This window comes from Streptomyces sp. NPDC037301 (assembly GCF_055602785.1).
Map to the genome: position 1 here is coordinate 34,823 of NZ_JBVJWD010000022.1, position 23,376 is coordinate 58,198.

The 23,376-nt window shown below is 67.1% G+C and carries 16 protein-coding genes; 6 read left to right on the forward strand and 10 right to left on the reverse strand.

From position 1 onward, the window contains the following. Positions 1-23: 23 nt before the first annotated feature. The 3 genes from ACZ7IB_RS29630 to ACZ7IB_RS29640 are packed head-to-tail and all read left to right on the forward strand — an operon-like array spanning position 24 to position 3,639. Complete coding sequence (locus ACZ7IB_RS29630) at positions 24-1,661, forward strand: stealth family protein (protein WP_470916859.1); 1,638 nt, start codon at positions 24-26, stop codon at positions 1,659-1,661. Beyond that, positions 1,658-1,939, forward strand: coding sequence for a hypothetical protein (locus tag ACZ7IB_RS29635; RefSeq protein ID WP_470916860.1), 282 nt, complete (start codon positions 1,658-1,660; stop codon positions 1,937-1,939). The genes ACZ7IB_RS29630 and ACZ7IB_RS29635 overlap by 4 nt, the downstream gene beginning before the upstream one ends. Next, entirely contained in the window at positions 1,915-3,639 is a 1,725-nt protein-coding gene (locus ACZ7IB_RS29640; RefSeq protein WP_470916861.1) for a glycosyltransferase, read from the forward strand. Before ACZ7IB_RS29635 ends, ACZ7IB_RS29640 begins: the two co-directional genes overlap by 25 nt. Positions 3,640-3,706: 67 nt before the next feature. On the opposite strand, the gene ACZ7IB_RS29645 is transcribed toward ACZ7IB_RS29640, so the two are convergent. Continuing rightward, positions 3,707-4,873: a PLL family lectin gene (locus ACZ7IB_RS29645; RefSeq protein WP_470916862.1), complete on the reverse strand. Its 1,167-nt coding sequence runs from the start codon at positions 4,871-4,873 to the stop codon at positions 3,707-3,709. 305 nt (positions 4,874-5,178) lie between these two features. Between ACZ7IB_RS29645 and ACZ7IB_RS29650 the strand changes: the two genes are divergently transcribed. Both ACZ7IB_RS29650 and ACZ7IB_RS29655 read left to right on the forward strand, forming a co-directional pair. Next, positions 5,179-6,267 carry an LCP family protein gene (locus ACZ7IB_RS29650; RefSeq protein WP_470916863.1) on the forward strand — a complete coding sequence of 363 codons (1,089 nt, stop codon included), beginning with the start codon at positions 5,179-5,181 and terminating at the stop codon, positions 6,265-6,267. Between the two features lie 39 nt (positions 6,268-6,306). Continuing rightward, positions 6,307-6,717 carry an NYN domain-containing protein gene (locus ACZ7IB_RS29655; RefSeq protein WP_470916864.1) on the forward strand — a complete coding sequence of 137 codons (411 nt, stop codon included), beginning with the start codon at positions 6,307-6,309 and terminating at the stop codon, positions 6,715-6,717. 1 nt (position 6,718) lies between these two features. Here ACZ7IB_RS29655 and ACZ7IB_RS29660 read toward each other — a convergent pair whose 3' ends face one another. The 9 genes from ACZ7IB_RS29660 to ngcE form a co-directional block, all read right to left on the reverse strand. Then, complete coding sequence (locus tag ACZ7IB_RS29660) at positions 6,719-8,230, reverse strand: amino acid permease (protein WP_470916865.1); 1,512 nt, start codon at positions 8,228-8,230, stop codon at positions 6,719-6,721. Between the two features lie 173 nt (positions 8,231-8,403). Then, positions 8,404-10,332 carry a 1-deoxy-D-xylulose-5-phosphate synthase gene (gene dxs / locus ACZ7IB_RS29665; protein ID WP_470916942.1) on the reverse strand — a complete coding sequence of 643 codons (1,929 nt, stop codon included), beginning with the start codon at positions 10,330-10,332 and terminating at the stop codon, positions 8,404-8,406. 169 nt (positions 10,333-10,501) lie between these two features. After that, entirely contained in the window at positions 10,502-11,815 is a 1,314-nt protein-coding gene (locus ACZ7IB_RS29670) for a sugar ABC transporter permease (protein WP_470916866.1), read from the reverse strand. Further along, complete coding sequence (locus ACZ7IB_RS29675) at positions 11,812-12,606, reverse strand: ATP-binding cassette domain-containing protein (RefSeq protein WP_114249365.1); 795 nt, start codon at positions 12,604-12,606, stop codon at positions 11,812-11,814. Before ACZ7IB_RS29675 ends, ACZ7IB_RS29670 begins: the two co-directional genes overlap by 4 nt. 280 nt (positions 12,607-12,886) lie before the next feature. Beyond that, positions 12,887-13,984, reverse strand: a complete 1,098-nt coding sequence (locus ACZ7IB_RS29680; RefSeq protein WP_470916867.1) for a substrate-binding domain-containing protein — start codon at positions 13,982-13,984, stop codon at positions 12,887-12,889. 123 nt (positions 13,985-14,107) lie between these two features. Beyond that, positions 14,108-15,307 (reverse strand): ROK family transcriptional regulator, encoded by a 1,200-nt coding sequence (locus ACZ7IB_RS29685; protein ID WP_470916868.1) that lies wholly within the window; start codon positions 15,305-15,307, stop codon positions 14,108-14,110. Between the two features lie 198 nt (positions 15,308-15,505). Continuing rightward, positions 15,506-16,423 (reverse strand): carbohydrate ABC transporter permease, encoded by a 918-nt coding sequence (locus ACZ7IB_RS29690; protein WP_398629804.1) that lies wholly within the window; start codon positions 16,421-16,423, stop codon positions 15,506-15,508. Between the two features lie 91 nt (positions 16,424-16,514). Further along, a complete protein-coding gene (locus tag ACZ7IB_RS29695; RefSeq protein ID WP_470916869.1) occupies positions 16,515-17,438 on the reverse strand; it encodes a carbohydrate ABC transporter permease in 924 nt (307 codons plus the stop codon). Positions 17,439-17,488: 50 nt separating this feature from the next. Next, on the reverse strand, positions 17,489-18,937 hold the full coding sequence (gene ngcE, locus ACZ7IB_RS29700) for an N-acetylglucosamine/diacetylchitobiose ABC transporter substrate-binding protein (protein ID WP_470916870.1): 1,449 nt from the start codon (positions 18,935-18,937) through the stop codon (positions 17,489-17,491). A gap of 501 nt (positions 18,938-19,438) precedes the next feature. On the opposite strand from ngcE, the gene ACZ7IB_RS29705 reads away from it, so the two are divergent. Beyond that, on the forward strand, positions 19,439-23,284 hold the full coding sequence (locus tag ACZ7IB_RS29705; RefSeq protein WP_470916871.1) for a GH92 family glycosyl hydrolase: 3,846 nt from the start codon (positions 19,439-19,441) through the stop codon (positions 23,282-23,284). Positions 23,285-23,376 lie beyond the last annotated feature (92 nt).

The following is a 23,376-nucleotide window of genomic DNA, read 5'->3' on the forward strand; positions in this document are numbered from 1 at the left end:
GCACTGATGTACTGGAGAATTCGGTGATCCACCCGATCAACGCCGCGGTCGCCCGTCCGCAGCACCCGTTGCCACCGGGGTTGCACGAGGTTCCCGTAGGCATGCACCGCCGCCTGGCGCACGTGCAGCCCGGCCTCACGCCGCTCGAGGTCCGCGCCCAGCACCTGTCGCTGGTGTCCGCGGCGCTGACCCAGGCCGGCGTCGAGCACTTCGTGGTGCCCGGAACCGAGGACACGTCGTCCGCGATCGGCGTCCGGGACACCGATCGGGGACGGGTCGCCCAGACGCTGCGGCCGCTCTTCAGGAGAAGCCCCGGGTACATCCAGCGCAAGGTGCCCGTCCAGCGCACCAGCGAGTTGCTGCACCTCGGATCCCGCGAGGCGTCCTGGCAGGGGCTGGAGACCGTCGACGTGCTGCGTGCCGTCTGGTTCCAGGCCGATCCGTCGGGTGAGCTGGTGTACGGCACCGAGTACGGCTGTGACATCGAGTTCTGGCGGGAGGAGGAAGGGCGGCTGCTACCGCCGCGGATCAACCGGGGCGCGAGCTTCCTGCCTGCGCACGGCGAAATGACGCTCGTCTCGCCGCACCGCTTCTCCCGCCTCGCCCCACCGCAGGCGGACGTCCCGCACAAGCAGCGCCGCTGGGGTCGGAAACCGGAACGGAGCGGACTGCCGACCCGACAGGAATTCGTCTGCACCGGCGCCGACGAGATCACCTTCCCCATCGATGTCGTCTACACCTGGGTGGACAGCGACGACCCCGCCTGGCAGCGCCGCCGCGCCGAGGCTTCCGGCGACGTCTTCCACGAGGAATCGGCGAGCGCCGGGCGCTACATCAACCGTGACGAGCTGCTCTACTCGATGCGCTCGCTCCACATGTACGCACCCTGGGTGCGGCACGTCTTCCTGGTCACCGACGATCAGGTCCCCCAGTGGCTCGATGAGGCGGCCGAAGGCATCACCGTGGTCTCGCACCGGGAGATCTTCCGTGAGACCAGCCGGCTGCCGGTCTTCAACTCTCATGCAATCAGTGCCCAGTTGCACCGGGTGCCGGGGCTTTCGGAGCACTTCATCCACTTCAACGACGATGTGTTCGTCGGCCGGCCGATCACCCCGCACGAGTTCTTCCTGCCCAACGGGGCGTCCAAGTACTACCCGGACAGCGTCCGCATCCCCATGGGACCGGTTCAGCCGGAAGACCTGCCGCACGAGGTGGCCCGCAAGAACGTCCGGGCCCTGCTGGAGGACCGGTTCGGCCGCACCATCATCGATGCGATGAAGCACACCCCTGTGCCGCTGCGGCGCAGTGTGCTGGAGGAGATGGAGCGGGAGTTCGCGGAGGTGTTCCGGGCAACCGCGGCCGCGCGATTCCGCAGCCGGACCGATATCGACGTCGGCACCTGCATGTATCCGTACTACTCCTACTTCACGGGGCGCGGGGTGCCCGACACCATTCCGTACGCCTATCTCCATCTCTCGATGGTCCAGCTCTCCAAGAAACTGGACCGGTTGCTCAAGCGGCGTGACGCGGCGGTCTTCTGTGTGAACGATTCCTTCACCACCGAGGACGATGTGGCCGATCAGGAAGCGCTGATCCACCCCTTCTTCGAGGCGTACTTTCCGCTTCCGAGCCCGTACGAGAAAACCGCGGCGACGCGATGAAGATCGAATTCCTGATTCAGAACGCCTACGCCGCGGACGGCTCGACCCGCGCCGTGCTCAACCTCGCGGGAGCGCTCGCCGATACGCACGAGGTCCGGGTGGTCTCGGTGTTCCGCTGGCTCGACCGTCCCGCCATCGCGCCCGCCCACGGGGTACGGATCGTCTCACTGCTCGATCTGCGCGAAGGCCGTCGTCCGGACAAACAGGATGTGCAAGGCTCACTCCGTCCCGGATCATTCCGCGTACGCAGGAGATGTCCTGGCGCTACAGCCAGTTGACGGACGACAAGGTCGAGGAGCACCTGCGGGCGAGCCAGGCACAGGTGATCGTCGGCACCAGCCTCGAACTGGCCGCCTATGTCGCGCGCTGGGGCCGGCCGCGGGCGCTGCGCCTGGGCCAGTTGCACAAGTTGAGCACCGCGCTCTCCGCTCAGGAACAGAGCCGGGCCTGGGCCGGGCTGGGAAGGCTCGACGCGGTTGTGGTGCCGAGCGCCGACGAGGCGAAGGCGATCACCGAGGCGGGGCTGGCGGGCGATATCGCGGTCTACGCCCATCCCGACTGCGTGCCCGATCCCCGGGTGCGGCCCGCCGACGGACGGTCCCGGGTGGTGATGGCTGCCGGGCGACTGGTTCCGGAGAAGCGTTTCGACCTGCTCGTCCAGGCGTTCGCGCGGGTCGTGGAGCACCATCCGGACTGGCAGTTGCGGATCTTCGGGACCGGTCCGGAGTACGGTCAACTGCGGGCCCTGGTGGCCGAACTGGACCTGTACAACCATGTGTTCCTGATGATGGAGGAGCCTCGGCTGGAGGCTCAGTGGGCCGCGGCCGCCATCGCCGCCTTGACGTCGGACCGGGAGTCCTTCGGTCTGGCGCCGGCTGAGGCCATGCGGTGCGGAGTGCCTGTCGTTTCCACCGCCTGCCCGGGCGGGCCGCAGGAGATCGTCCGCCATGAGATCAATGGCCTGCTCACTCCGGTGGACGATGTCGACGCGTTCGCCGCCGCGCTGCTGCGCCTGATCGACGACGCCCCGGCACGCGTCGCGCTGGGCCGCCAGGCGCGGGAGGATGCCCGTGCCTACGGTCCGGAGGTCTCGGCGGGACGGTTCGAGAATGTCATCAGAATGGCCCGCAGGACCCGCCGGGAGGCCCGCCCCGCCGCCGAGGTCACCGTCTCCTGCTCGGTGGCGCCGAGCGGGCTGATCAATCTGCGCCTGGAAGGTGTGCGGGACGGCCGCGACGACCTCCGACTGGTGCTGCGCAAGCGGAAGGCGGCGCGCGACGAACGGCCCGTCACGTTGCCGCTGGTGCCGGCCGAGGGGCCCGCTCCTCATCAGTACGAGGCCCTCGTCCCATCGGACCCGGGTGTCCTCGCGGAGGGCCGCTGGGACGTCCATCTGGACACCGGGGAGGGCAAGCCGACGAAGGTGCGGCCCGGAACCCTGGATCTGCGTGGCTTCGGTCCGGTGGCCACCGGACCCGCGTACACCGTGGTGCAGCTTCCCTACGCCTCCGAGAGTGGCCATCTCGCGCTGCGTACCTGGACCCGGGAGCGTCACGCCGAGGCGACCGAGGTCTGGGTCGACCAAGGAGTCATAAATCTGCGGGGCCTGCTCTACGGCTCCGACTTCGGCACTGCGGAGCCCTTGCTGCTGATGCGCAGACGCGGTGTCGAGGAATCGGGTTTCTGGCTGCCCGGTGTCTCCTCCGGCGGCGCGGACTTCTCCTTCTCGCTGCCCGCATCCGATCTGTCCGAGCATCTGGTTTCCCGGCACGAACTGTGGGACCTGTGGGTCGGCCGACGCCACGACCCGGTCGTAGCGCGGCTGGGCCGTTTCCTGACGGATGTGGTGGACGTGAAGAGTGTGTTCGCCTATCCCACCGTGGTCGTGCCCACCGATGAGGGGCAGCCGGTCATGGTGAAGCCGTACTACACGGCCGGTACGGAGCTGTCCGTCCGGGTCTCCGAGAAGGCCGAGTGACGGCGGTACATGGGACATGACCGGAACAGCGGGCCGGGGGCACCGCACTCGGATCACCGGCAGCGGCTCACAGCCGCAGCCAGCCCTCCAGTGCCATTCCCTGCTGGTCGGTGCGCTGCCTGGTGACGTTCAGCCGGCCGTCCCGGCCGATGATCGCGACGACCAGCCGCCCGTTCCGGTCCAGGGCGAGCGCCGGCGTGCCCTCGCAGGGTTCACGGGTGTCCGCCCACCAGGCTCCGGCGGATTCCAGCTCGGTCGGGTAGGCGGTGAGGGCAAGAGTGTCCGTCTCCTCCCTCTGGGCCAGCACGGTGCAGTCGTAGCCGTCGACGAGGCACCGGGTGAGGGCGAGAGGTCCGCGGCCCGAGTGCCCGCCCAGCGGGGCGGGCGGCACATCCGGGGCACCCGCTGCCGGCAGGCGGTACGCGACCACCTCGCCGGACTCCTCGTCACGCCAGTAGTGGGTGATCCTGCCCTCGTAGGACTCGGTGCCGCAGGCCGTGTCGGGCCGGGCGATGAAGACCAGGTTCGGGGCGCGGTCCAACGGGCCCCCCGGGGCTTCCTGACGCCAGACGTACACCCCCTTGTCGGCGGGCATGAAGAGTTCGATGCGACCGGAACGTGTGACGACGGCGGACAGTCCCTCCCGCACCCGCTTGCACGGCATGGCCGTCCACTTGCCCCACACGCCTTTGGGGTCACGCCTGCGGGTGGACACGCCCCCGACGGCATTGCGGACGAAGACATGGAGCGCGTCGCCGCCGTCGACAACGGCGACGGGCGCGCCGATGGCCGCGGCCTGCTCGGCGTCGTTGGCATGCGGGTTGCCGATCGTGTGCCAGCCGGTCATCGGACGGCCGGTCTGGTACTGGGAGGCGTACACGATCTCGACGGGCGCCTGGGGGCTGTCGCCCTTGCGCCGCAGGCCGAACAGGTCGACGAAGCCTGTCGAGCCGTGTGCCACGGAGAGGTACGGAAGCAGCCGGTGGTCGGGAAGCAGGCATTCGGCCGGTGTCCAGCCGTTGCGGCCCTCGGGCGTCTCGGTCCAGCGGACGACACCCCCGGTCCGGGCCGGGGCGTACGCGGTGAGACGGCCGTCCGGCGCGGATATCAGCCAGCCGGCCCTCGGCGGTGCTGCCGCCAGTGCCTCCGGTGCCGCCGCGGCCCGCTGGGCCGGGTCGGCAGGGCCCCTCCCGGAACGAACTGCGGCACGCCTACGCCCAGTACGCAAACTCATCGTTCCCCGACCGTTCTCCACTGAATGCTTTCTCCGGTGCCGAACGGCGTTGGTCGGAGTCCCATGTGTCTCTGTCGAGCGTCCAGTTTCGCCATAACAGCAACAACTGATGTCACAATACTACTCGACAGAGGGCGATTTCTGGGTGATTCCTGTCGCACAATGCGACTTTGAGGCACGAATCATGCCTGGGCAGAAGCGCGGTACCCCACGGAGCGACTTCGGCACATATGGCCCGCCCGTTACCCATTCCTCTCCTCCCGCACGCATTCAGGCGTGTCCCGACGGAAGAACCAGACAAATCCATGACAGATCAGAACACTGACACCGGATCGCACATAGCCCATGACCGCCAGTCAAGACGGGCCCCCAGAAAGCGCCGCCGCGGCCTCAAGATCACCCTTGGTGTTCTGCTCGTGCTGCTGCTCGCCGGCGGTGGCACCGTCTACTGGCTCTACAGCAGCCTCGACGGGAACATCAAGGGCGTCGACATCGACAAGGCGCTCGGCGGCGACCGCCCCGAGAAGCTGCCGACCAGCGGTCAGAACCTGTTGGTTCTCGGCTCCGACTCCCGGGCCGGTGCCGAGAACAAGGAGCTGGGCGGCGGCGGAAACGTCAGCGGCGCCCGTTCCGACACCGCGATGGTGGTACACATTCCCGAGGGCCGTACCAAGGCCGTCGCCGTGTCCATACCCCGTGACACCCTGGTGACCCGGCCCGAGTGCACGAAGGCCGACGGCTCGGCCGTTCCGTCGGCGAACCGCGTGATGTTCAACTCCGTCTATTCGCAGGTCGGTCCGGCCTGTGTGGTCAAGACCGTCGAGAAGATGTCCAAGGTCCGGATCGACCACTACCTGGAGATCAACTTCGCCGGGTTCAAGGATCTGGTCGACGCGATCGGCGGCGTCACGGTCGATGTTCCGCAGGACATCCACGACAAGTCGTCCGGCCTCGACCTCACCGCGGGGCCGCACAAGCTCGACGGCACCCAGTCGCTCGCGTACGTACGCACCCGGCACGGCATCGGGGACGGCAGCGACCTCGGCCGGATCGGCCTGCAGCAGCAGTTCCTGCTGGCGCTGCTGAGCGAGGTCAAGTCGCAGGATCTGCTGAGCAGCCCGACGAACACGTACAAGATCGCCAACTCGGCGACCGAGTCGCTGACGACCGACGAAGGTCTCGCCTCGCTGACGTCGCTCTCGAAGTTCGCCCGCTCCATGCAGGGCGTCGATCCTGCCTCGATGGAGACGATCATGCTCCCGGTGGCGTACGACAAGGCCGATCCGAACCGGGTCGTGGCGGCGCAGCCGCAGGCCAACTCGTTGTGGAAGGCGATCCGCGAGGACGTCACGATCCCGGAGTCCGCGAAGAAGTCCCCGGCCACCGGCGGCTGACGGTCTCCGGCCGCGGTCGGTACATGGCACCCTTCGGGGATGCTGAGCGAACCGACCCTGGTGATCGTCGACGCGGCCAATGTGGTCGGGTCGGTACCGGACGGATGGTGGCGGGACCGGCGTGGGGCGGCCGTACGGCTGCGGGATTCGCTGGTCCCGTTCGCCGCGGACGGTCCGGACTCCTTTCCCGGTCCCGCCGAGCTGATCCTCGTCGTCGAGGGCGCGGCCCGGGGCGTCGAATCGCTTCCCGGGGTACGGGTGGAATCGGCGCCCGGGAGCGGTGACGACCGAATCGTCGAGCTGGTCGCCGACGCCATGTCCCGTCCGGCGGCCCGTATCTGTGTGGTCGTCACCGCCGACCGGGGGCTGCGGCAGCGGGTGGAGGCGTACGGAGCGCAGTGCGTGGGCCCCCGTGCTGTACGGCCGCTGCCTCCGTCGCGCAGCGACTGATCTACGGCCGGCCGACGGGCTCGTCGATCCGGCTGTGCCTGCGCCCGTACGCGAAGTAGATGACCACGCCGATGGCCATCCAGATGGCGAACCGCAGCCAGGTCTCGGCCGGCAGATTGAGCATCAGCCAGACCGAGGCGGCCACCGAGAGGATCGGGAGCAGCGGCACCCACGGGGTGCGGAACGCGCGATGCAGATCGGGGCGGGTGCGGCGCAGCACCATGACGCCCAGGGCCACGACGACGAACGCGAAGAGCGTGCCGATGTTCACCAGCGTCGCCAGTTCGTTGATGCTCGTGAAACCCGCGACGATCGCGATGATCACGCCGAGCAGGATGGTCGGGCGGTACGGGGTGCGAAAGCGGGGGTGCGTCACGGAGAAGAACCTCGGGAGCAGACCGTCACGGCTCATCGCGAAGAACACCCGGGTCTGTCCGAGCAGCAGGATCAGACAGACCGTGGTGAGGCCGATCGCTGCGCCGAAGCTGATGAATCCCGCGTAGACGGGGTGGCCGACGGCCTTGAAGGCATCGGCAAGCGGGGCCTCGACCGACAGCTCGCTGTAGTGCTGCATGCCCGTGACCACCAGTGACACGGCGACATAGAGCACGGTGCAGATGAAGAGCGAAGCAAGGATGCCACGTGGCATGTCACGTTGCGGAACCTTCGTCTCCTCGGCGGCGGTGGCCACCACGTCGAAGCCGATGAAGGCGAAGAAGACGACGGAGGCGGCGGTGAAGATGCCCAGGACGCCGAAGTTCGTGGGCGCATAGCCGAAGATCAGCTGGATCAGCGGTGCGGTCAGTCCGGAACCGGAGGGCTGCGGCTGTGCCTCGGGGATGAAGGGCGAGTAGTTGGCGGCGTTGACGAAGAACAGTCCCGCGATGATCACGATCAGGACCACGGCGATCTTGATGGCGACCACAATGGTGGTGACCCGGGCGGAGAGCTTCATGCCGAGCACCAGCACGACGGTCAGGACGAGTACCAGGGCGAAGGCCAGGATGTCGAAGCCGAATCCTTTCGCCACGTCGGGTCCGGAGAGCACTTCGGGCATGCTCCAGCCGAAGTTGTCCATCAGCGAGCGGACATAACCGGACCAGCCGACCGCCACCACCGCCGTGCCGAGTGCGAACTCCAGCACCAGGTCCCAGCCGATGATCCAGGCGACCAGTTCGCCGAGCGAGGCGTACGCGAAGGTGTAGGCGGAACCGGCGACCGGGACGGTGGAGGCGAACTCGGCGTAGCAGAGCGCGGCCAGGGCGCAGACGATGGCCGCGGCCACGAAGGCGAGGGCGGTGGCGGGGCCCGCGGTCTCCTTGGCCACCTTGCCGGTGAGCACGAAGATGCCGGTGCCGATGATGACGCCCACTCCGAAGACTGTGAGGTCCAGCGCGGAGAGGGACTTCTTGAGCGCGTGCTCCGGCTCCTCGGTATCGCGGATGGACTGTTCGACCGTCTTGGTCCGGAACAGTCCGCCACTGCTGGGTGGTGTGTCCTGCTGGGCAGTCACCGGCGTACCTCCACGCACTCGTCGTGTACGCCATGATTGGGACCGTATTTGCGGCGCAGGGCTCCGCATCGGGCGATTTCACGCGAATGGGCCGGTCGGACCACTCGTACAGGGTGGTCGACCGGCCCATTGGCCGTATCGCGCACCGGCCGCGAGGACCGGGGTCGTACGGGTCAGTCGCGGACGGGCTCGATCACGGAGCTGCTGTCCGTGTCCGTGTCGTAGCGGCCGTCCAGCTTGGCGACCAGGCCGGTGACCTGACGGGCGATGTCCGGCGCGGTCAGTCCGATCTCGGCCATGACCTCCTTGCGGGAAGCGTGGTCGAGGAAGCGCGGCGGGATGCCGAAGTCGCGCAGCGGTACGTCCACCCCGGCGTCGCGCAGCGCCTGGGCGACGGCGGAGCCGACGCCGCCGGCCCTGCTGTTGTCCTCGACGGTGACGACGACCCGGTGCTGCTCGGCGAGCGGGGCCATGGCCTCGTCGACCGGCTTGACCCAGCGCGGGTCGACGACGGTCGTCGAGATGCCCTGGGCATCCAGCAGATCGGCGATCTCCAGGCACATCGGGGCGAGCGCGCCGACGGAGACCAGGAGGACGTCCGGCCGGATGGTGCCGGGCTCGCGCAGGACGTCCATGCCGCCGACCCTGCCGACGGCCTTGACCGCCGGGCCGACGGCACCCTTGGAGAAGCGGACCACGGTCGGGGCGTCGTCGACCTCGACGGCCTCGCGCAGCTGGGCGCGGACCTGGTCGGCGTCGCGCGGGGCGGCGATCCGCAGGGTCGGCACGCACTGCAGGATCGACATGTCCCACATGCCGTTGTGCGAGGCACCGTCCGTGCCGGTGACACCGGCCCGGTCCAGGACGAACGTCACACCGCACTTGTGCAGGGCGACATCCATGAGGACCTGGTCGAAGGCGCGGTTGAGGAAGGTGGCGTACACCGCGAAGACGGGGTGCAGTCCGCCGGTGGCGAGGCCGGCCGCGGAGACCGCGCCGTGCTGCTCGGCGATGCCGACGTCGTAGATCCGGTCCGGGAACGCCTTCTCGAACTTGGTCAGGCCGACCGGCTGGAGCATGGCCGCGGTGATCGCGACGATGTCCTTGCGCTCCTTGCCGAGCTTGACCATCTCCTCACCGAAGACAGAGGTCCAGTCGAGGCCCGAGGTGGCGACCGGGAGACCGGTGTCGGGGTGGATCTTGCCGACGGCGTGGAAGCGGTCGGCCTCGTCGAGCAGGGCGGGGGTGTAGCCGCGGCCCTTCTCGGTGAGGCAGTGCACGATGACGGGCCCGCCGAAGCGCTTGGCGCGCTGGAGCGCGGACTCCAGGGCCTCGATGTCGTGCCCGTCGATCGGACCGACGTATTTCAGGCCGAGGTCCTCGAACATGCCCTGCGGGGCGATGAAGTCCTTCAGCCCCTTCTTGGCGCCGTGCAGCGTCTCGTACAGCGGCTTCCCGACGACGGGGGTGCGCTCCAGGATGTCCTTGCCGCGGGCCAGGAAGCGCTCGTAGCCGTCGGTGGTGCGCAGGGTGGCGAGGTGGTTGGCGAGGCCGCCGATGGTCGGGGCGTAGGAGCGCTCGTTGTCGTTGACGACGATGACGAGGGGGCGGTCCTTGGCAGCGGCGATGTTGTTCAGCGCCTCCCAGGCCATACCGCCGGTGAGCGCGCCGTCGCCGATGACCGCGACGACGTGGTCGTCCTTCTTCAGCACCTCGTTGGCCTTGGCGAGGCCGTCGGCCCAGCCGAGCACGGTGGAGGCGTGCGAGTTCTCGATGATGTCGTGTTCGGACTCGGCGCGGGAGGGGTAGCCGGAGAGGCCGCCCTTGCTCTTGAGCTTCGAGAAGTCCTGGCGACCGGTGAGGAGCTTGTGCACATAGCTCTGGTGACCGGTGTCGAACAGCACCTTGTCCTTCGGCGAATCGAAGACCCGGTGCAGGGCGATGGTCAGCTCGACCACGCCCAGGTTGGGGCCGAGGTGGCCGCCGGTCTTCGAAACGGCGTCGACGAGGAAGGTCCGGATCTCTTCGGCGAGCTGGTCCAGCTGCTCGGGAGTGAGCCGGTCCAGGTCACGCGGTCCACCGATGCGGGTCAGCAGAGCCACCCGTTCCTCCTTGCGTTCGAGCTGGTCGAGCATGCCGATCCGATGAGTCTAATGTTCCGTCCGTCGTCGCCCGCATCGGGCAGGGGGTGTGCTGTCACACCCCTCCCCGCAGCCGACAGTGCCCGGCGCCCGAATCGGGCGCCGGGCACTGGATCGGGCGGGCGTGATGTTACGCGCGGCCTGCGGTCTTCTGGGTGCGGCGGGAGACCGAGTCGATGACCACGGCGGCCAGCAGAACCGCGCCGGTGATCATGTACTGAATGGCGTTGGCCATACCGATCATGTTCAGGCCCTGCTGGATCGACTGGATCACGATCATGCCGAGCAGCGCGGACCAGACCTTGCCCCGGCCTCCGAAGAGGCTGGTGCCGCCGATGACGGCGGCGGCGATGACCAGCATCAGTGTGTTGCCGCCGCCGACGCTCTTGGTGGCGCCGCCGGAGAGGCTGGCGATGAAGAGGCCGCCGAAGGCGCCCAGCGTGCCGGACAGGGCGAAGACGGTGATCCGGACCCGGTCGACGTTGATACCGGCACGGCGCGCGGCCTCCGGGTTACCGCCGACCGCGAAGACCTGACGGCCGAAGCTCGTGCGCCGGGCGACGAAGTCCGCGACGACCAGGACGGCGAGGAAGAGCACCAGGGCGAGCGGCAGGCCACGGGCGCCCTCGGGTTCGTTCAGGACATACGCGACGACGAAGCACAGGACCGCGACGACGGCGGTGCGCAGCACGACCTCGCTGGTCGGCCGGGCGGGCAGGCCTGCGGCCTTGCGGCGCCTGCTGTCCACCAGGAGCGAGGCGGCATACGCGAGGACGGCGACCAGGGCGAGTCCGTAGCCGGCGGCCTTGTCCTCGAAGAAGTAGTTGGTCAGGTTCTCGACGGCGCTGCCGGACGGCGTGTTGATCGAGCCTTCCCCGCCCATCATCCAGTCCTGAAGACCGCTCCAGCCGAGGAAGCCCGCCAGGGTGACGACGAACGCCGGTACACCGATCTTGGCGAAGAAGAAGCCGTGCAGCGCGCCGAGAGCCGTTCCGGAGAGCACGGCGACGATGATCGCCAGCCACTCGTTCCAGCCGTTGTTGACGTTGAGTACGGCCCAGACGGCCGCGCCGACGCCGGCTACGGAGCCGACCGAGAGGTCGATCTCGCCGAGCAGCAGGACGAACACGATGCCGACCGCCATGATGCCGAGGCCGGAGCTGTAGACCGCGACGTTGGCGACGGAACTGGCGGAGAGGAAGTTGCTGTTCTGGAACTGGAAGACGATCGCGATGACGATCAGGCCGACGAAGACCGGCAGGGAACCCAGCTCACCACCACGTACCTTGCGGGTGAACTCCGACCAGTAGCCCTTGAAGCCCTCTTCACGTACGAGGAGCCGCGGGTCCACGGCGGGGATCGGGGCTGCCGGCTGCTCGGCGGCCGGTGCCGTGGCGGCGGGCTTCTCGGTGGAAGTCCCGGGGGTCTTGGCGAGGTCGCTCACTTCGCGTCCTCCTTCGTATCTGTGCGTGCCTGGCGGCGCGTGACGGCATTGTCCGTGGCGCCGGTGATCGCGGCGATGATCTCTTCGTGGGAGGTGCTCGCGACGTCGAAGACACCGTTGTTGCGGCCCAGGCGGAGCACCGCGACCTTGTCCGCGACGGCGCGCACGTCGGCCATGTTGTGGCTGATGAGGATGACGCCGTGGCCACGCTCGCGCAGCCGCTCGACCAGGTCGAGGACCTGGGCGGTCTGTTCGACGCCGAGGGCCGCGGTCGGCTCGTCCAGGATGACGACCTTGGGGTCGCCGATCAGGGCGCGGGCGATGGCCACAACCTGGCGCTGACCACCGGAGAGCGAGGCGACCGGGATGCGGACGCTGGGGATCCGGATGGACAGCGTGTCCAGCAGTTCCTTGGCGCGCTTCTCCATCGCGATCTCGTCGAGGACGGAGGCCTTGCGCAGTTCGCTGCCGAGGAAGAGGTTGGCGACGACATCGAGGTTGTCGCAGAGGGCCAAGTCCTGGTAGACGGTGGCGACTCCGAGCTCCTGGGCGTCGTTCGGCCGGTTGATCCGGACCGTCTCGCCCTCCCACTCGATGGCGCCTTCGTCGATCGGGTGGACACCCGAAATGGTCTTGACGAGGGTCGACTTGCCGGCGCCGTTGTCGCCGACCAGGGCAACCACTTCGCCGGGGTGAATCTCCAGGTCCACGTCGGTGAGCGCCTGGACGGCGCCGAACCGCTTGGAGATTCCGCGCAACGCCAGCACGGGCGTAGCGGACACGTGAATCATCTCCTTCGCCGCCTGACCGGCGGGGATGGTGCTGCTGAGCACAGGGGGGTAGGGCCGTCGTCCGACCACTGTCCTGCCCCGGAGGGCCGTCGCTCGACGGACGGCGGGGTGACGACGTGCCTCCAGGCCCCGTCGTCGGGCCGCCGCCGTCGCCCGAGGGGGCGGCGGCGGTCAGACGACCGGACCTGGGAAGGAGTCCGGCGCCCACCCCCGCTTGCGGGGCGTTGACGGGGTGGGTGCCGGACTGGCAGAGGTGCCCGGGGGAGCTTGCCCTCGGGTGTTACTTGATGCCGGCTGCGTCGCAGGCCGCCTTGTACTGGGCGGTGCAGATCTCCTCGACCTTGTAGACCTTGTCCGCGACGATCGTGGAGGCGATGTTCTCCTTGGTCACGACCGAGGCGTCGTACAGCTTCGACGGGGTGCCCTTGAACTCGCCCGAGAGGCTGTCGACCTTGATCGGGGCCAGATCGTCGATCTTCTCGCCCTTGAGCAGCCTGACGGCGATCTCGGCGGTGGTCTCGGCCTCCGGCTTGATCTGCTTGTAGATCGAGAAGGTCTGCTCGCCCGCGATGATGCGCTGCAGACCGGCGAGCTCGGAGTCCTGACCGCCGACCGGAACCTTCACACCCTGCTTCTTCAGGGCCGTGATGATGCCGCCGGCCATGCCGTCGTTGGCGGAGTAGACACCCTGGAAGCCGTCCTTGCCCAGGGAGTCGATGGCCGCTCCCATCTTCTTGTTGGCCTCGTCCGCCGACCAGTCCGGGATGTCCTGCTCGTAGACGACCTTCTTGACCTGCTTGTCGAGGACGCTGTGCGCGCCCCTCTTGAAGAAGGGGGCGTTCGGGTCGGTCGGCGAGCCGTTGATCATGACAACGTTGCTGTCCTTGGCCTTGGCGCCCAGCGCCTTGACCAGTTCCTCACCCTGGAGCTGGCCGATCTTCTCGTTGTCGTACGACACATAGGCGGAGATCGGCCCCTCCGCGAGACGGTCGTACGCGACGACCTTGACGTCCTTCTTCGCGGCCTGCTGGACCCAGGACTTCGCGGCCTTGTAGTCGACGGTGTCGAGGATGATGACCTTCACACCCTGCGTGACGAGCGCGTCGAACTGCTTCTTCTGGGTCTCGGTGTCCTGCGCGGCGTTGTTGTACTTGACCTCGCAGTCGGCGCAGAGCGCCTTGATCTTCGCCTCCATGATGGGGCGGTCGAACGTCTCGTAACGCGTGGTCTTGTTCTCCGGCAGCAGCAGACCGATGGTCTTGCCGTCGCCACCGCTGCCGCTGTCCTTGTCGCCACCCGCCTTGCCGCAGGCTGCGAGGGAGACGGCCATCGAAACTGCGGCCGTGCCTATGACGATGCGTCGCGTCATTGCGTTCATTGCGGGTTTGCCTCCCTGACGAGGCCGCAACGTTGCGGCCGAGGTGGCTGGAAGTCAACTCGGCCGCAACGTCAGCGTCAAGGAGTAAATCCTTAACGAGATGACAACGGTGCCATTCGTTATCTAAGTGAAGGCAGGGGTCGCCGTCGACAGGTTGCTTTCCAAAAGGGTTGAATCCCCCATCTCGCTCAGCACCAGGGCCAGCGCGCCCAGCACCTCGGCCCGGCCGCCGAGCGCCCCGGGCAGCACCGAGAGCTGCCTGGCGGCGCTGGGAATGGCATAGCGGGAAACCGAGTCGCGGATCGGCGCGAGCACCAGCTCGCCCGCCTCCGCGAGCGAACCGCCGAGCACCACCCGGCTGGGATTGAGCAGATTGCAGAGATTGGCCACCCCGCTGCCGATGTGCCGCCCGACGTCCCCGATCACCCGACGGCAGCCCGGATCGCCCCCGCGGGCCAGCTGGACCACCCGTTCCATGGTGAGATCGGGCCCGTGACTGGGCTGGAGCAGCGGCAGGACGTAGCGCGCGGCCGTGAATGTCTCCAGGCACCCCCGGTTGCCGCAACGGCACACCGGGCCCGATTCGTCGAGCGTGATGTGCCCGATTTCACCGGCCGTGCCACCCGGCCCCCGGTAGATGCGCCCGTCGATCACCAGACCGGCGCCGACACCGCTGGCGACCTTGATGTAAGCGAGGTCCTTGACCCCGCGGCCGCTCCCCCAGACCAGCTCGCCGAGCGCCCCGAGGTTGGCGTCGTTGTCGACGTACACCGGAACGCCGAGACGGCCTGCGAGCTCCTCGCTGGGGTTGATGCCCGTCCAGCCCGGCAGGATCGACGTGGAGCCCAGCGTGCCGGACTCGACGTCGATCGGGCCGGGAACACCGAGGCCGACCCCGATCACCTTGTCCGGGCTGATCCCGGTCGTCTCGATCAGGCGTTTGACCAGCCGCTCCGCCCGCCCGAACCCCTCCGCCGCCGAGGCGTCGACATCCATCGGCTCGGCCTCCTCGGCGAGCACCTGGTGGGCGAGATTGCCGACCGCCACCCTCAGATGCGTATGCCCGAAGTCGACGCCGATCACAATGCCCGCGTCACCGCTGAGCGAGACGCTGCGGGCCCGGCGGCCGCCCGCCGAGGTGGGGGTCACCTCGACCGTGCCACCGTCCTTCAGCTCGCGAACGATGTTGGAGACGGTGGCCGCTGACAGGCCGGTGCTCCGTGCGATCTCCGCCTGGGTGAGTGAGCCGGCCATACGTACCGCGCGCACGACCCGCTCAAGGTTGGCGCGATGCAGAGATGTCTGCGACCCCGGAGTCTCCATCGACTCTCTCACTCCTACCGTTTTCTCTAACATGTGAACTCTAAGCTGAGCGTTTTGGGGTACTCCCCGTCAAGACCTTGAGCATGCGAAGCCTCGGATGAGCACCATTGCCCACACCGAGGCAGCCGCCCGCACACGCGAACCGCCCGTCGGCGCGTGGCCGGCGGGCGGTTCGTGTGTGTATGGAGGGTGCGAGTGCTACTTCACCGCACCCGCGGTGAGCCCTGCGACGACCTGACGCTGGAAGATGATGTAGGCCGCGAGGACCGGCAGCATCGCCATCACCAGACCGGCGAAGAGACCGGACCAGTCACCCTTGTATCCCTGGCTGTTGGCCAGTTCGACCAGCCCCTGGGAGAGCACCCGGTGGCCCGGATCGGTATTGAGCACCGTCGGCAGCATGTACTGGTTCCACTGCCCGAGGAAGTTGAAGATACCGACGCTGATCAGGCCGGGCTTCGCCATCGGCAGCATCACCTGGAAGAACGTCCGGGTGTGCGAGGCCCCGTCGAGCATTGCCGCTTCCGCCACCGAGCTCGGCAGCGTCCGGAAGAACGAGGTGAGGAAGAAGACGGTGAACGGCAGCGAGTACGCGATGTAGACCATGATCAGTCCGTGCCGCGTGTTCAACAGGCCCATGTTGTTCATGACGAAGAACAGCGGAACCAGCGCCAGGATGATCGGGAAGCTCATCCCGCCGATGAACAGGTAGTAGAGGAAACGGTTGCCGGGGAAGTCGAACCGCGCCAGTACGTACGCCGCCATCGAGCCGAGCAGCAGCGTCCCGACGAGCGAGCAGCCCACCACCACGACCGTGTTGAAGAAGTAGTCGCTCATGTGCGCCTGGCTCCAGGCGCGCGACCAGTTGTCGAAGTGCAGCTTGTCCGGCAGCGCCCAGGGCGTCGACAGGATCGAGTCGTCGGTCTTGAACGACGCCATCACCGCCCACAGCAGCGGCATGACGACCAGGATCGCCCAGATGATCAGCACACCGTGCGAGAAGACATTGAGGACCTGGCCCTCGCTGCTCTTCTCCTTGACTGCGGGCGCCGACGCCTTGGCCACGGGGGCCGGGTCCACGTCCGGGACCGCGGGCGGGGTGTCAGTGGTCTTCACGTGTACTCACCTCGTACTGTCGAGCCGGACACGGAGGCCGACCTGTGGTGCCTGCTGGGGGTCCGGGGGCCGTCTCCCGTCAATCGCAGCATCAGAACTCCAGCCGATCGCGCCGGCCCAGTCGCATCACGATGGCGGCGAAGGCCATGGTGACGATGAGCAGTCCGACACCGATCGTCGTTGCGTATCCGGCCTGCCCGTCGCGGAAGGCCGTCTGGTACACGTACAGCGGAAGGACCGTGGTCGAGTAGTCGGGACCACCGGGGCCCACAGTCATGACCTGTACAGCGGTGAACGCCTCCACGCCGAGGGCCAGGATCCCCATGTAGACCCAGCCCGACTGCACCGTGTCCCAGAGCAGCGGAAGGGTGATCCGGAAGAACGTCGTGAAGCGGTTGGCACCGTCGAGGAGCGCCGCCTCGTAGAAGTCCTTCGGGATGGACGCCATTCCGGCCGAGAAGAGGACGACGAAGAATCCGACCGTCGACCAGACCAGCACCGACATGACACAGACGAGCGCCAGACTCGGGTCACCCAGCCAGTCCGGCTGGATGGAGCCCAGGCCGATTCCCTTCAGCGTCGCATTCAGCATCCCGTCACGGGGGTTGAAGGCGAACTGGAAGAGCAGGGCGACAATGACGATCGAGAGCACCTGCGGGAAGAAATAGGCGATCTTGTAGAAACTCGAGCCGCGCACGCCGGAGACCGCGGCGTTCTTGCGCCGCCGGCCTCCGACATTGAGCATGAAGGCGAAGAACAGCGCCAGGCCCAACGTCACCAGCGGCAGCAGCAGCACAAGCAACACACTGTGCTGCAACGACTTCCAGAAGATGTCGTCCTTCAGCATCCTCGTGTAGTTGTCGAACCCGACCATCTTGAAGTCCGGGCTCAGACCGGTCCAGTCCGTGAACGAGTAATAGATGGACTGGACGAACGGCCAAATGACGAAGACCGCGTACAACGCCAGTGGGACTACCAAGAACCCCACGATGAAACGGTACTTGCCATGCTGCATCGTTTACCGACCCCGATCTTTCCGCGGGTGCCGCCGCTGGTGACGGTTGCTCACTGGTGCTTGTAGTGCTTGATGGACTGGTCCTTGGCCGCCGCATCGGCGAAGGCCTGGATCTTCTTGATGGCTTCCGCCGGGGTCGCGCGGCCGGCCATCATCTCGCCGATACCGGCGACACCGATCTGCTCCTTCTGGAGCTTCACGTACCAGTCCTGCATGCGCGGGTTCACCACGTTGTCGCCGGCCTTCTTCAGCGCGTCGACACCGGACTGCATGGCGGTCGACAGGGTCAGACCGTCGGTGCCGCCGTTGAACGCGCTGAGCGACTTGACCTGCTTGGTGAAGTTCTTCGAGGACTCCTCGGAGAGCATGATGCGCAGCTGCTCCATGCCGCCCTGGGGGTTCTTCGCGTTGGCCGGGACGACGAAGGGCTCGCCGCCGGAGGCCCAGATGGTGCCGAACGGCATCTTGTCGGACGAGTCCAGGCTGGACGGCGCCGAGACCATCATCTTGAAGTCCTTGGGCGTGGTCGGCGCCGCCTCGTTCTCCACCCACGAACCGTTCGGGAGGAAGAGCGCCTTGCCCTTGGTCCACTCGGTCTGCGACTGGATGTGGGTCAGACCGGGGGTGCCCTTGAGGATGTACCCCTTCTTGTACAGCTCGTAGTACGCCTCGAAGGCCGCCTTGACCGCGGGGTCCTTCCAGGCGTTCGGCTCCAGGTTGTCGATCTTGTCGAGAACCTCCCGGCCACCGATCTTGCCGATGAACGGGTAGAGCGAGAACGGCAGGTAGTACGGGTACTTACCGGCGTACGTCCAGCCCGCGATGCCCTTCCTCTTCGCCTTCTCGCAGAGGGCGAGCATGTCGTCCCAGTTCTCGGGGTACTGCGCGTCGAGGTTGTCGAGCGCGGTCTGCGAGTACCAGACGCCGTACACGGTGTACGCGTAGTACATGATCCAGACCGGGTCGCCGTCGAACTGACCCATCTCCAGGACACCCGGACGCAGCGTGTCGCGGACCTTCTTGGTCGGGTCGTCGATGGACGGGGCGTCCATCAGCGGCGTCAGGTCCAGCAGCTGCTTCTTGCCGACCAGGACACCCATGTCCATCTGCTCGGCGCCGGAGTTGTCGATCAGGTCCGGCGGGGTGCCGCCGTTGAAGCGGGGCTGCAGCTGCGACTGGATCTTCTGGGTCGCGACGTGCTTGACCTTCGGGGCCTTCGGGAACGCGGCGTTGTACTTCTTCTCCGCGTCGATCGCGTACTGCTGGCCGAAGCCGCCGTCGAAGATGACCACCTCGAGCGGGGCCGTCTCGTTGACGCCGAGCGGGTTGGCCTTGGTGACCTTGCCCTTCTCGACCTTCTTGTCGCTGCTGCTGTCGCCGCTGGCGCACGCCGACAGGAAGCCCATCGTCGGAACGCTGATCAGGCCGAGTGCGGCCGATCGCTTGATCACATCGCGACGGCCAAGGCCCTCATTCTTGTGGGCGGAGGTGGATCCCATGCTCAAGTCCTCGCCTTCTCCAGGACTCAGGCGGTGTGTACCGGTCGCCCGTCGAATCTCGCCTCAGGCGAAGGGCCCCGCCACCGCGGTCAGTTGCGCTTGGGTAGTGCTGATCTCAGGCTAGCCATGTGCAGTGGGGGGTTGAGGGAGTTCGGACATCGGATCGCACCTGTTGTGCCGCCCTCGGCCGTTCCCCCGCGTCCCCCTGTCCGCGTTGCCGGAAACGGCTGTGCAGACGCCGACAGGTATAGTCCACTTGCGACCAACTGAGCAAGATCGAATGCAAGTTTGAGCAGCAGTCTTTCCCGAGTTGAGACCTCGCGGATACCTGGACCCCGTGCGCCCCGGTCCGGGTGTAACGATTTCCGCATTACGGTCGATTCCGTCGGCGATTCACACCCAACACCCTTGACACATCCCGGCACTTGGCTCCCTACTGGACCTTGCGCATCTTCATGACAACGTTGTCCAAGCGCACTTCCTCGGGAGGAATGGCTCGGCATGCAGCCCCGACATGGTTCTCGCAAGAGACAAAGCCGTACGGCCGCACTGATCGCGGCTTCACTGGTTCTGGTCGTGACAGCCCCCACCGCGGCCGCCGCTCAGTCGGCCGCGACAGGCGAAAAGGGCCAAAGCCCCTTGGGGGAACGGACATTCAGTTCGTCCTTCGAATCGGATGAAAAGCAGCCGGACTGGCGCAACACCGTAGAAGAAGGTCCTGATGGAAAGAAGCGGTCATCGGGTGTGAATGGCGGCTACTCCGCAGGAATACCGGGCAATGTCACAGACAAGGTGACAGATGTCCGCGCCAGTGACGAGAACACCGGCGGCGGAGAGGTGAAGGAGAATCTGATCGACGGGGAGTCCGGCACCAAGTGGCTGGCCTTCAAACCCACCGGCTGGGTCGAGTTCGATCTCGACGAACCGGTCAAGGTCGGCACATACGCGCTGACTTCGGCCAATGACCACGACGAGCGCGATCCGAAGGACTGGACCCTGCAGGGCTCCGCCGACGGCAAGGACTGGAAGGACCTCGACTCCCGGACCGGCCAGACGTTCACCGAGCGGTTCCAGACGAAGTCGTACGATTTCACATCTCACACGGCGTACCAGCACTACCGGCTGCAGATCACGAAGAACAACGGCGCCTTGGACGCGACCCAGCTCGCCGACGTCCAGTTCTCCGACGGCGACACCTCGGTCCCGGCGCCCGACGAGATGCGCAGCCAGACCGACCGCGGCCCGTCCGGCTCCCCCACCGCCAAGGCGGGCGCCGGCTTCACGGGCAAGAAGGCCCTGCGGTACGCCGGTACGCACAAGGCGGACGGCCGGGCCTACTCGTACAACAAGATCTTCGATGTGAACACGGCTGTCACCCGTGACACCTCACTCTCCTATCTGATCTACCCCCAGATGGGCGAAACGGACCTCTCCTACCCGGCGACGCATGTCTCGGTGGACCTGGCGTTCACGGACGGCACGTATCTGAGCGATCTGCGGGCCACCGACAGCAACGGCGGCCTGCTGACCCCGCAGGGCCAGGCCGATGCCAAGCGGCTGTACGTCAACCAGTGGAACAAGGTCGACTCGACGATAGGCTCGGTCGCGGCGGGCAAGACCGTCGACCGGATTCTGGTGGCGTACGACTCCCCCAAGGGTCCGGCGAAGTTCCAGGGCTGGATCGACGACATCAAGATCGCCCCCAAGGCACCCGAGAAGCGCCGCTCGCACCTCTCCGACTACGCGTCGACGGTCCGTGGCACCAACTCCAGCGGTGGTTTCTCGCGCGGCAACAACTTCCCCGCCACCGCGGTCCCGAACGGCTTCAACTTCTGGACGCCGGTCACCAACGCCGGATCGACCAGCTGGCTGTACGACTACGCGCGTGGCAACAACGACGACAACCTGCCCACCCTCCAGGCCTTCAGCGCCAGCCATGAGCCGAGTCCCTGGATGGGCGACCGGCAGACCTTCCAGCTGATGCCGTCGGCGGTCTCCGGCACCCCGGACGCCTCCCGTACGGCGCGTGCGCTGCCGTTCCACCACGAGAACGAGACGGCGAAGCCGCACTACTACGGTGTGACATTCGACAACGGTCTCAAGGCCGAGATGACACCGTCCGACCACGCCGCCCGGATGCGGTTCACCTACCCCGGTGACGAAGCGAGCATCGTCTTCGACAACGTCTCCAACGACGGCGGGCTCACCCTCGACCCGAAGAGCAGCTCTTTCACCGGCTTCTCCGATGTGAAGAGCGGCGGCTCGACCGGCGCCACCCGCCTCTTCGTCTACGGCGTCTTCGACGCGCCGGTCACCGCGAGCGGCAAGCTGTCCGGCGGCGGTGGCGACGATGTCACCGGCTACCTCCGCTTCGACGCGGGCAAGGACCGCACGGTCGACCTGCGACTGGCGACCTCCCTGATCAGCATCGACCAGGCGAAGCAGAACCTCGCCGCCGAGATCCCCGCCTCCCGTTCCTTCGGCCGGGTGGAGGACCGGGCGCAGCGGGCCTGGGACGACATCCTGGGCAAGGTGGAGGTCGAGGGCGCGACGGCCGACCAGCTGACCACGCTGTACTCCAGCCTGTACCGGCTGTATCTGTACCCGAACTCGGGCTTCGAGAGGGTCGACGGCAAGGACAAGTACGCCAGTCCCTTCTCGCCGCAGATCGGCTCCGACACCCCGACCCACACGGGCGCGAAGATCGTCGACGGCAAGGTGTACGTCAACAACGGCTTCTGGGACACCTACCGGACGACGTGGCCCGCGTACTCCCTCCTCACGCCGGACAAGGCCGGCGAGATGGTGGACGGCTTCGTCCAGCAGTACAAGGACGGCGGCTGGATCTCCCGCTGGTCGTCCCCCGGCTACTCCGATCTGATGACCGGCACCTCTTCGGATGTCGCGTTCGCGGACGCCTATGTCAAGGGCGTGAAGTTCGACGCCGAGGCGGCGTACGACGCGGCCCTGAAGAACGCCACCGTGGTCCCGCCGTCCTCGGGCGTCGGCCGCAAGGGCATGCAGACGTCCCCGTTCGTCGGCTACGCGAACACCTCCACTCACGAGGGCCTGTCCTGGTCGCTGGAGGGCTACCTCAACGACTACGGCATCGCGCAGATGGGCCGGGCACTCTACAAGAAGACGAAGAAGGAGCGGTACAAGGAGGAGTCCGAGTACTTCCTGAACCGCGCCCGCAACTACGTCGACCTCTTCGACAGCAAGGCCGGCTTCTTCCAGGGCAAGGACGCCAAGGGCGACTGGCGGCTCCCGTCGGACCAGTACGACCCGCGGGTCTGGGGCTACGACTACACGGAGACGAACGGCTGGGGCTACGCCTTCACGGCCCCGCAGGACAGCCGGGGCCTGGCGAACCTGTACGGCGGCCGCGACGGCCTGGCCAAGAAGCTCGACACGTACTTCTCCACTCCCGAGACAGCAGGCCCGGAGTTCGTCGGCTCGTACGGCGGTGTCATCCACGAGATGACGGAGGCGCGTGACGTACGGATGGGCATGTACGGCCACAGCAACCAGGTCGCGCACCATGTCACCTATATGTACGACGCGGCCTCGCAGCCCTGGAAGACGCAGGAGAAGGTCCGCGAGGTCCTGAGCCGCCTCTACACGGGCAGCGAGATCGGCCAGGGCTATCACGGCGACGAGGACAACGGCGAGCAGTCGGCCTGGTACCTCTTCTCCTCGCTCGGCTTCTACCCGCTCGTCATGGGCAGTGGCGAGTACGCGATCGGCTCCCCGCTCTTCACCAAAACCACGGTTCATCTGGAGAACGGCCACGACCTGGTCGTCAGGGCGCCGAAGAACAGCGCGAAGAACATCTATGTGCAGGGCCTGAAGGTCAACGGCAAGAAGTGGACCTCGACTTCACTGCCGCACGACCTGCTGGCCAAGGGCGGTGTGCTGGACTTCGACATGGGCGCCAAACCGTCGTCGTGGGGCACCGGCAAGGACGCGGCGCCGACCTCGATCACCACGGACGACAAGGTGGCATCGCCGAAGGCGGACGTACTGAAGGGCCAGGGTGCCCTGTTCGACAACACATCGGCCACCTCGGCGTCGGTCGCCTCGGTGGACCTGCCGGTGCCCCCGGCCACGAACGCGGTCCAGTACACGCTGACATCGAGCGCGGCGGACAAGGCCCCGACCGGGTGGGTCCTGCAGGGTTCGTCGGACGGCACGACATGGAAGGACCTCGACAAGCGGTCGGCCCAGTCGTTCGTCTGGGACAAGCAGACGAGGGTGTTCTCGGTGAGCACGCCGGGCTCGTACGCGCACTACCGACTGGTGTTCACCGGTGAAGGAACGCTCGCGGAGCTGGAGTTGCTCTCCTGATCCGACGCTTCCCTCGCTTGTAGCACTACCCGCGTTTCACACGGACGGCCGGTACCTCCCCTGTGAGGTACCGGCCGTCCTGCGCGCTCGGA

Excerpts from the sequence above, each read along its gene's own strand:
- ACZ7IB_RS29635 (WP_470916860.1), top strand. The coding sequence starts at position 1,658 with ATGAAGATCGAATTCCTGATTCAGAACGCCTACGCCGCGGACGGCTCG.
- ACZ7IB_RS29640 (WP_470916861.1), top strand. The coding sequence starts at position 1,915 with ATGTCCTGGCGCTACAGCCAGTTGACGGACGACAAGGTCGAGGAGCAC.
- ACZ7IB_RS29645 (WP_470916862.1), bottom strand. The coding sequence starts at position 4,873 with ATGAGTTTGCGTACTGGGCGTAGGCGTGCCGCAGTTCGTTCCGGGAGG.
- ACZ7IB_RS29650 (WP_470916863.1), top strand. The coding sequence starts at position 5,179 with ATGACAGATCAGAACACTGACACCGGATCGCACATAGCCCATGACCGC.
- ACZ7IB_RS29655 (WP_470916864.1), top strand. The coding sequence starts at position 6,307 with ATGCTGAGCGAACCGACCCTGGTGATCGTCGACGCGGCCAATGTGGTC.
- ACZ7IB_RS29675 (WP_114249365.1), bottom strand. The coding sequence starts at position 12,606 with ATGATTCACGTGTCCGCTACGCCCGTGCTGGCGTTGCGCGGAATCTCC.
- ACZ7IB_RS29680 (WP_470916867.1), bottom strand. The coding sequence starts at position 13,984 with ATGAACGCAATGACGCGACGCATCGTCATAGGCACGGCCGCAGTTTCG.
- ACZ7IB_RS29685 (WP_470916868.1), bottom strand. The coding sequence starts at position 15,307 with ATGGAGACTCCGGGGTCGCAGACATCTCTGCATCGCGCCAACCTTGAG.
- ACZ7IB_RS29695 (WP_470916869.1), bottom strand. The coding sequence starts at position 17,438 with ATGCAGCATGGCAAGTACCGTTTCATCGTGGGGTTCTTGGTAGTCCCA.
- ngcE (WP_470916870.1), bottom strand. The coding sequence starts at position 18,937 with ATGGGATCCACCTCCGCCCACAAGAATGAGGGCCTTGGCCGTCGCGAT.
- ACZ7IB_RS29705 (WP_470916871.1), top strand. The coding sequence starts at position 19,439 with ATGCAGCCCCGACATGGTTCTCGCAAGAGACAAAGCCGTACGGCCGCA.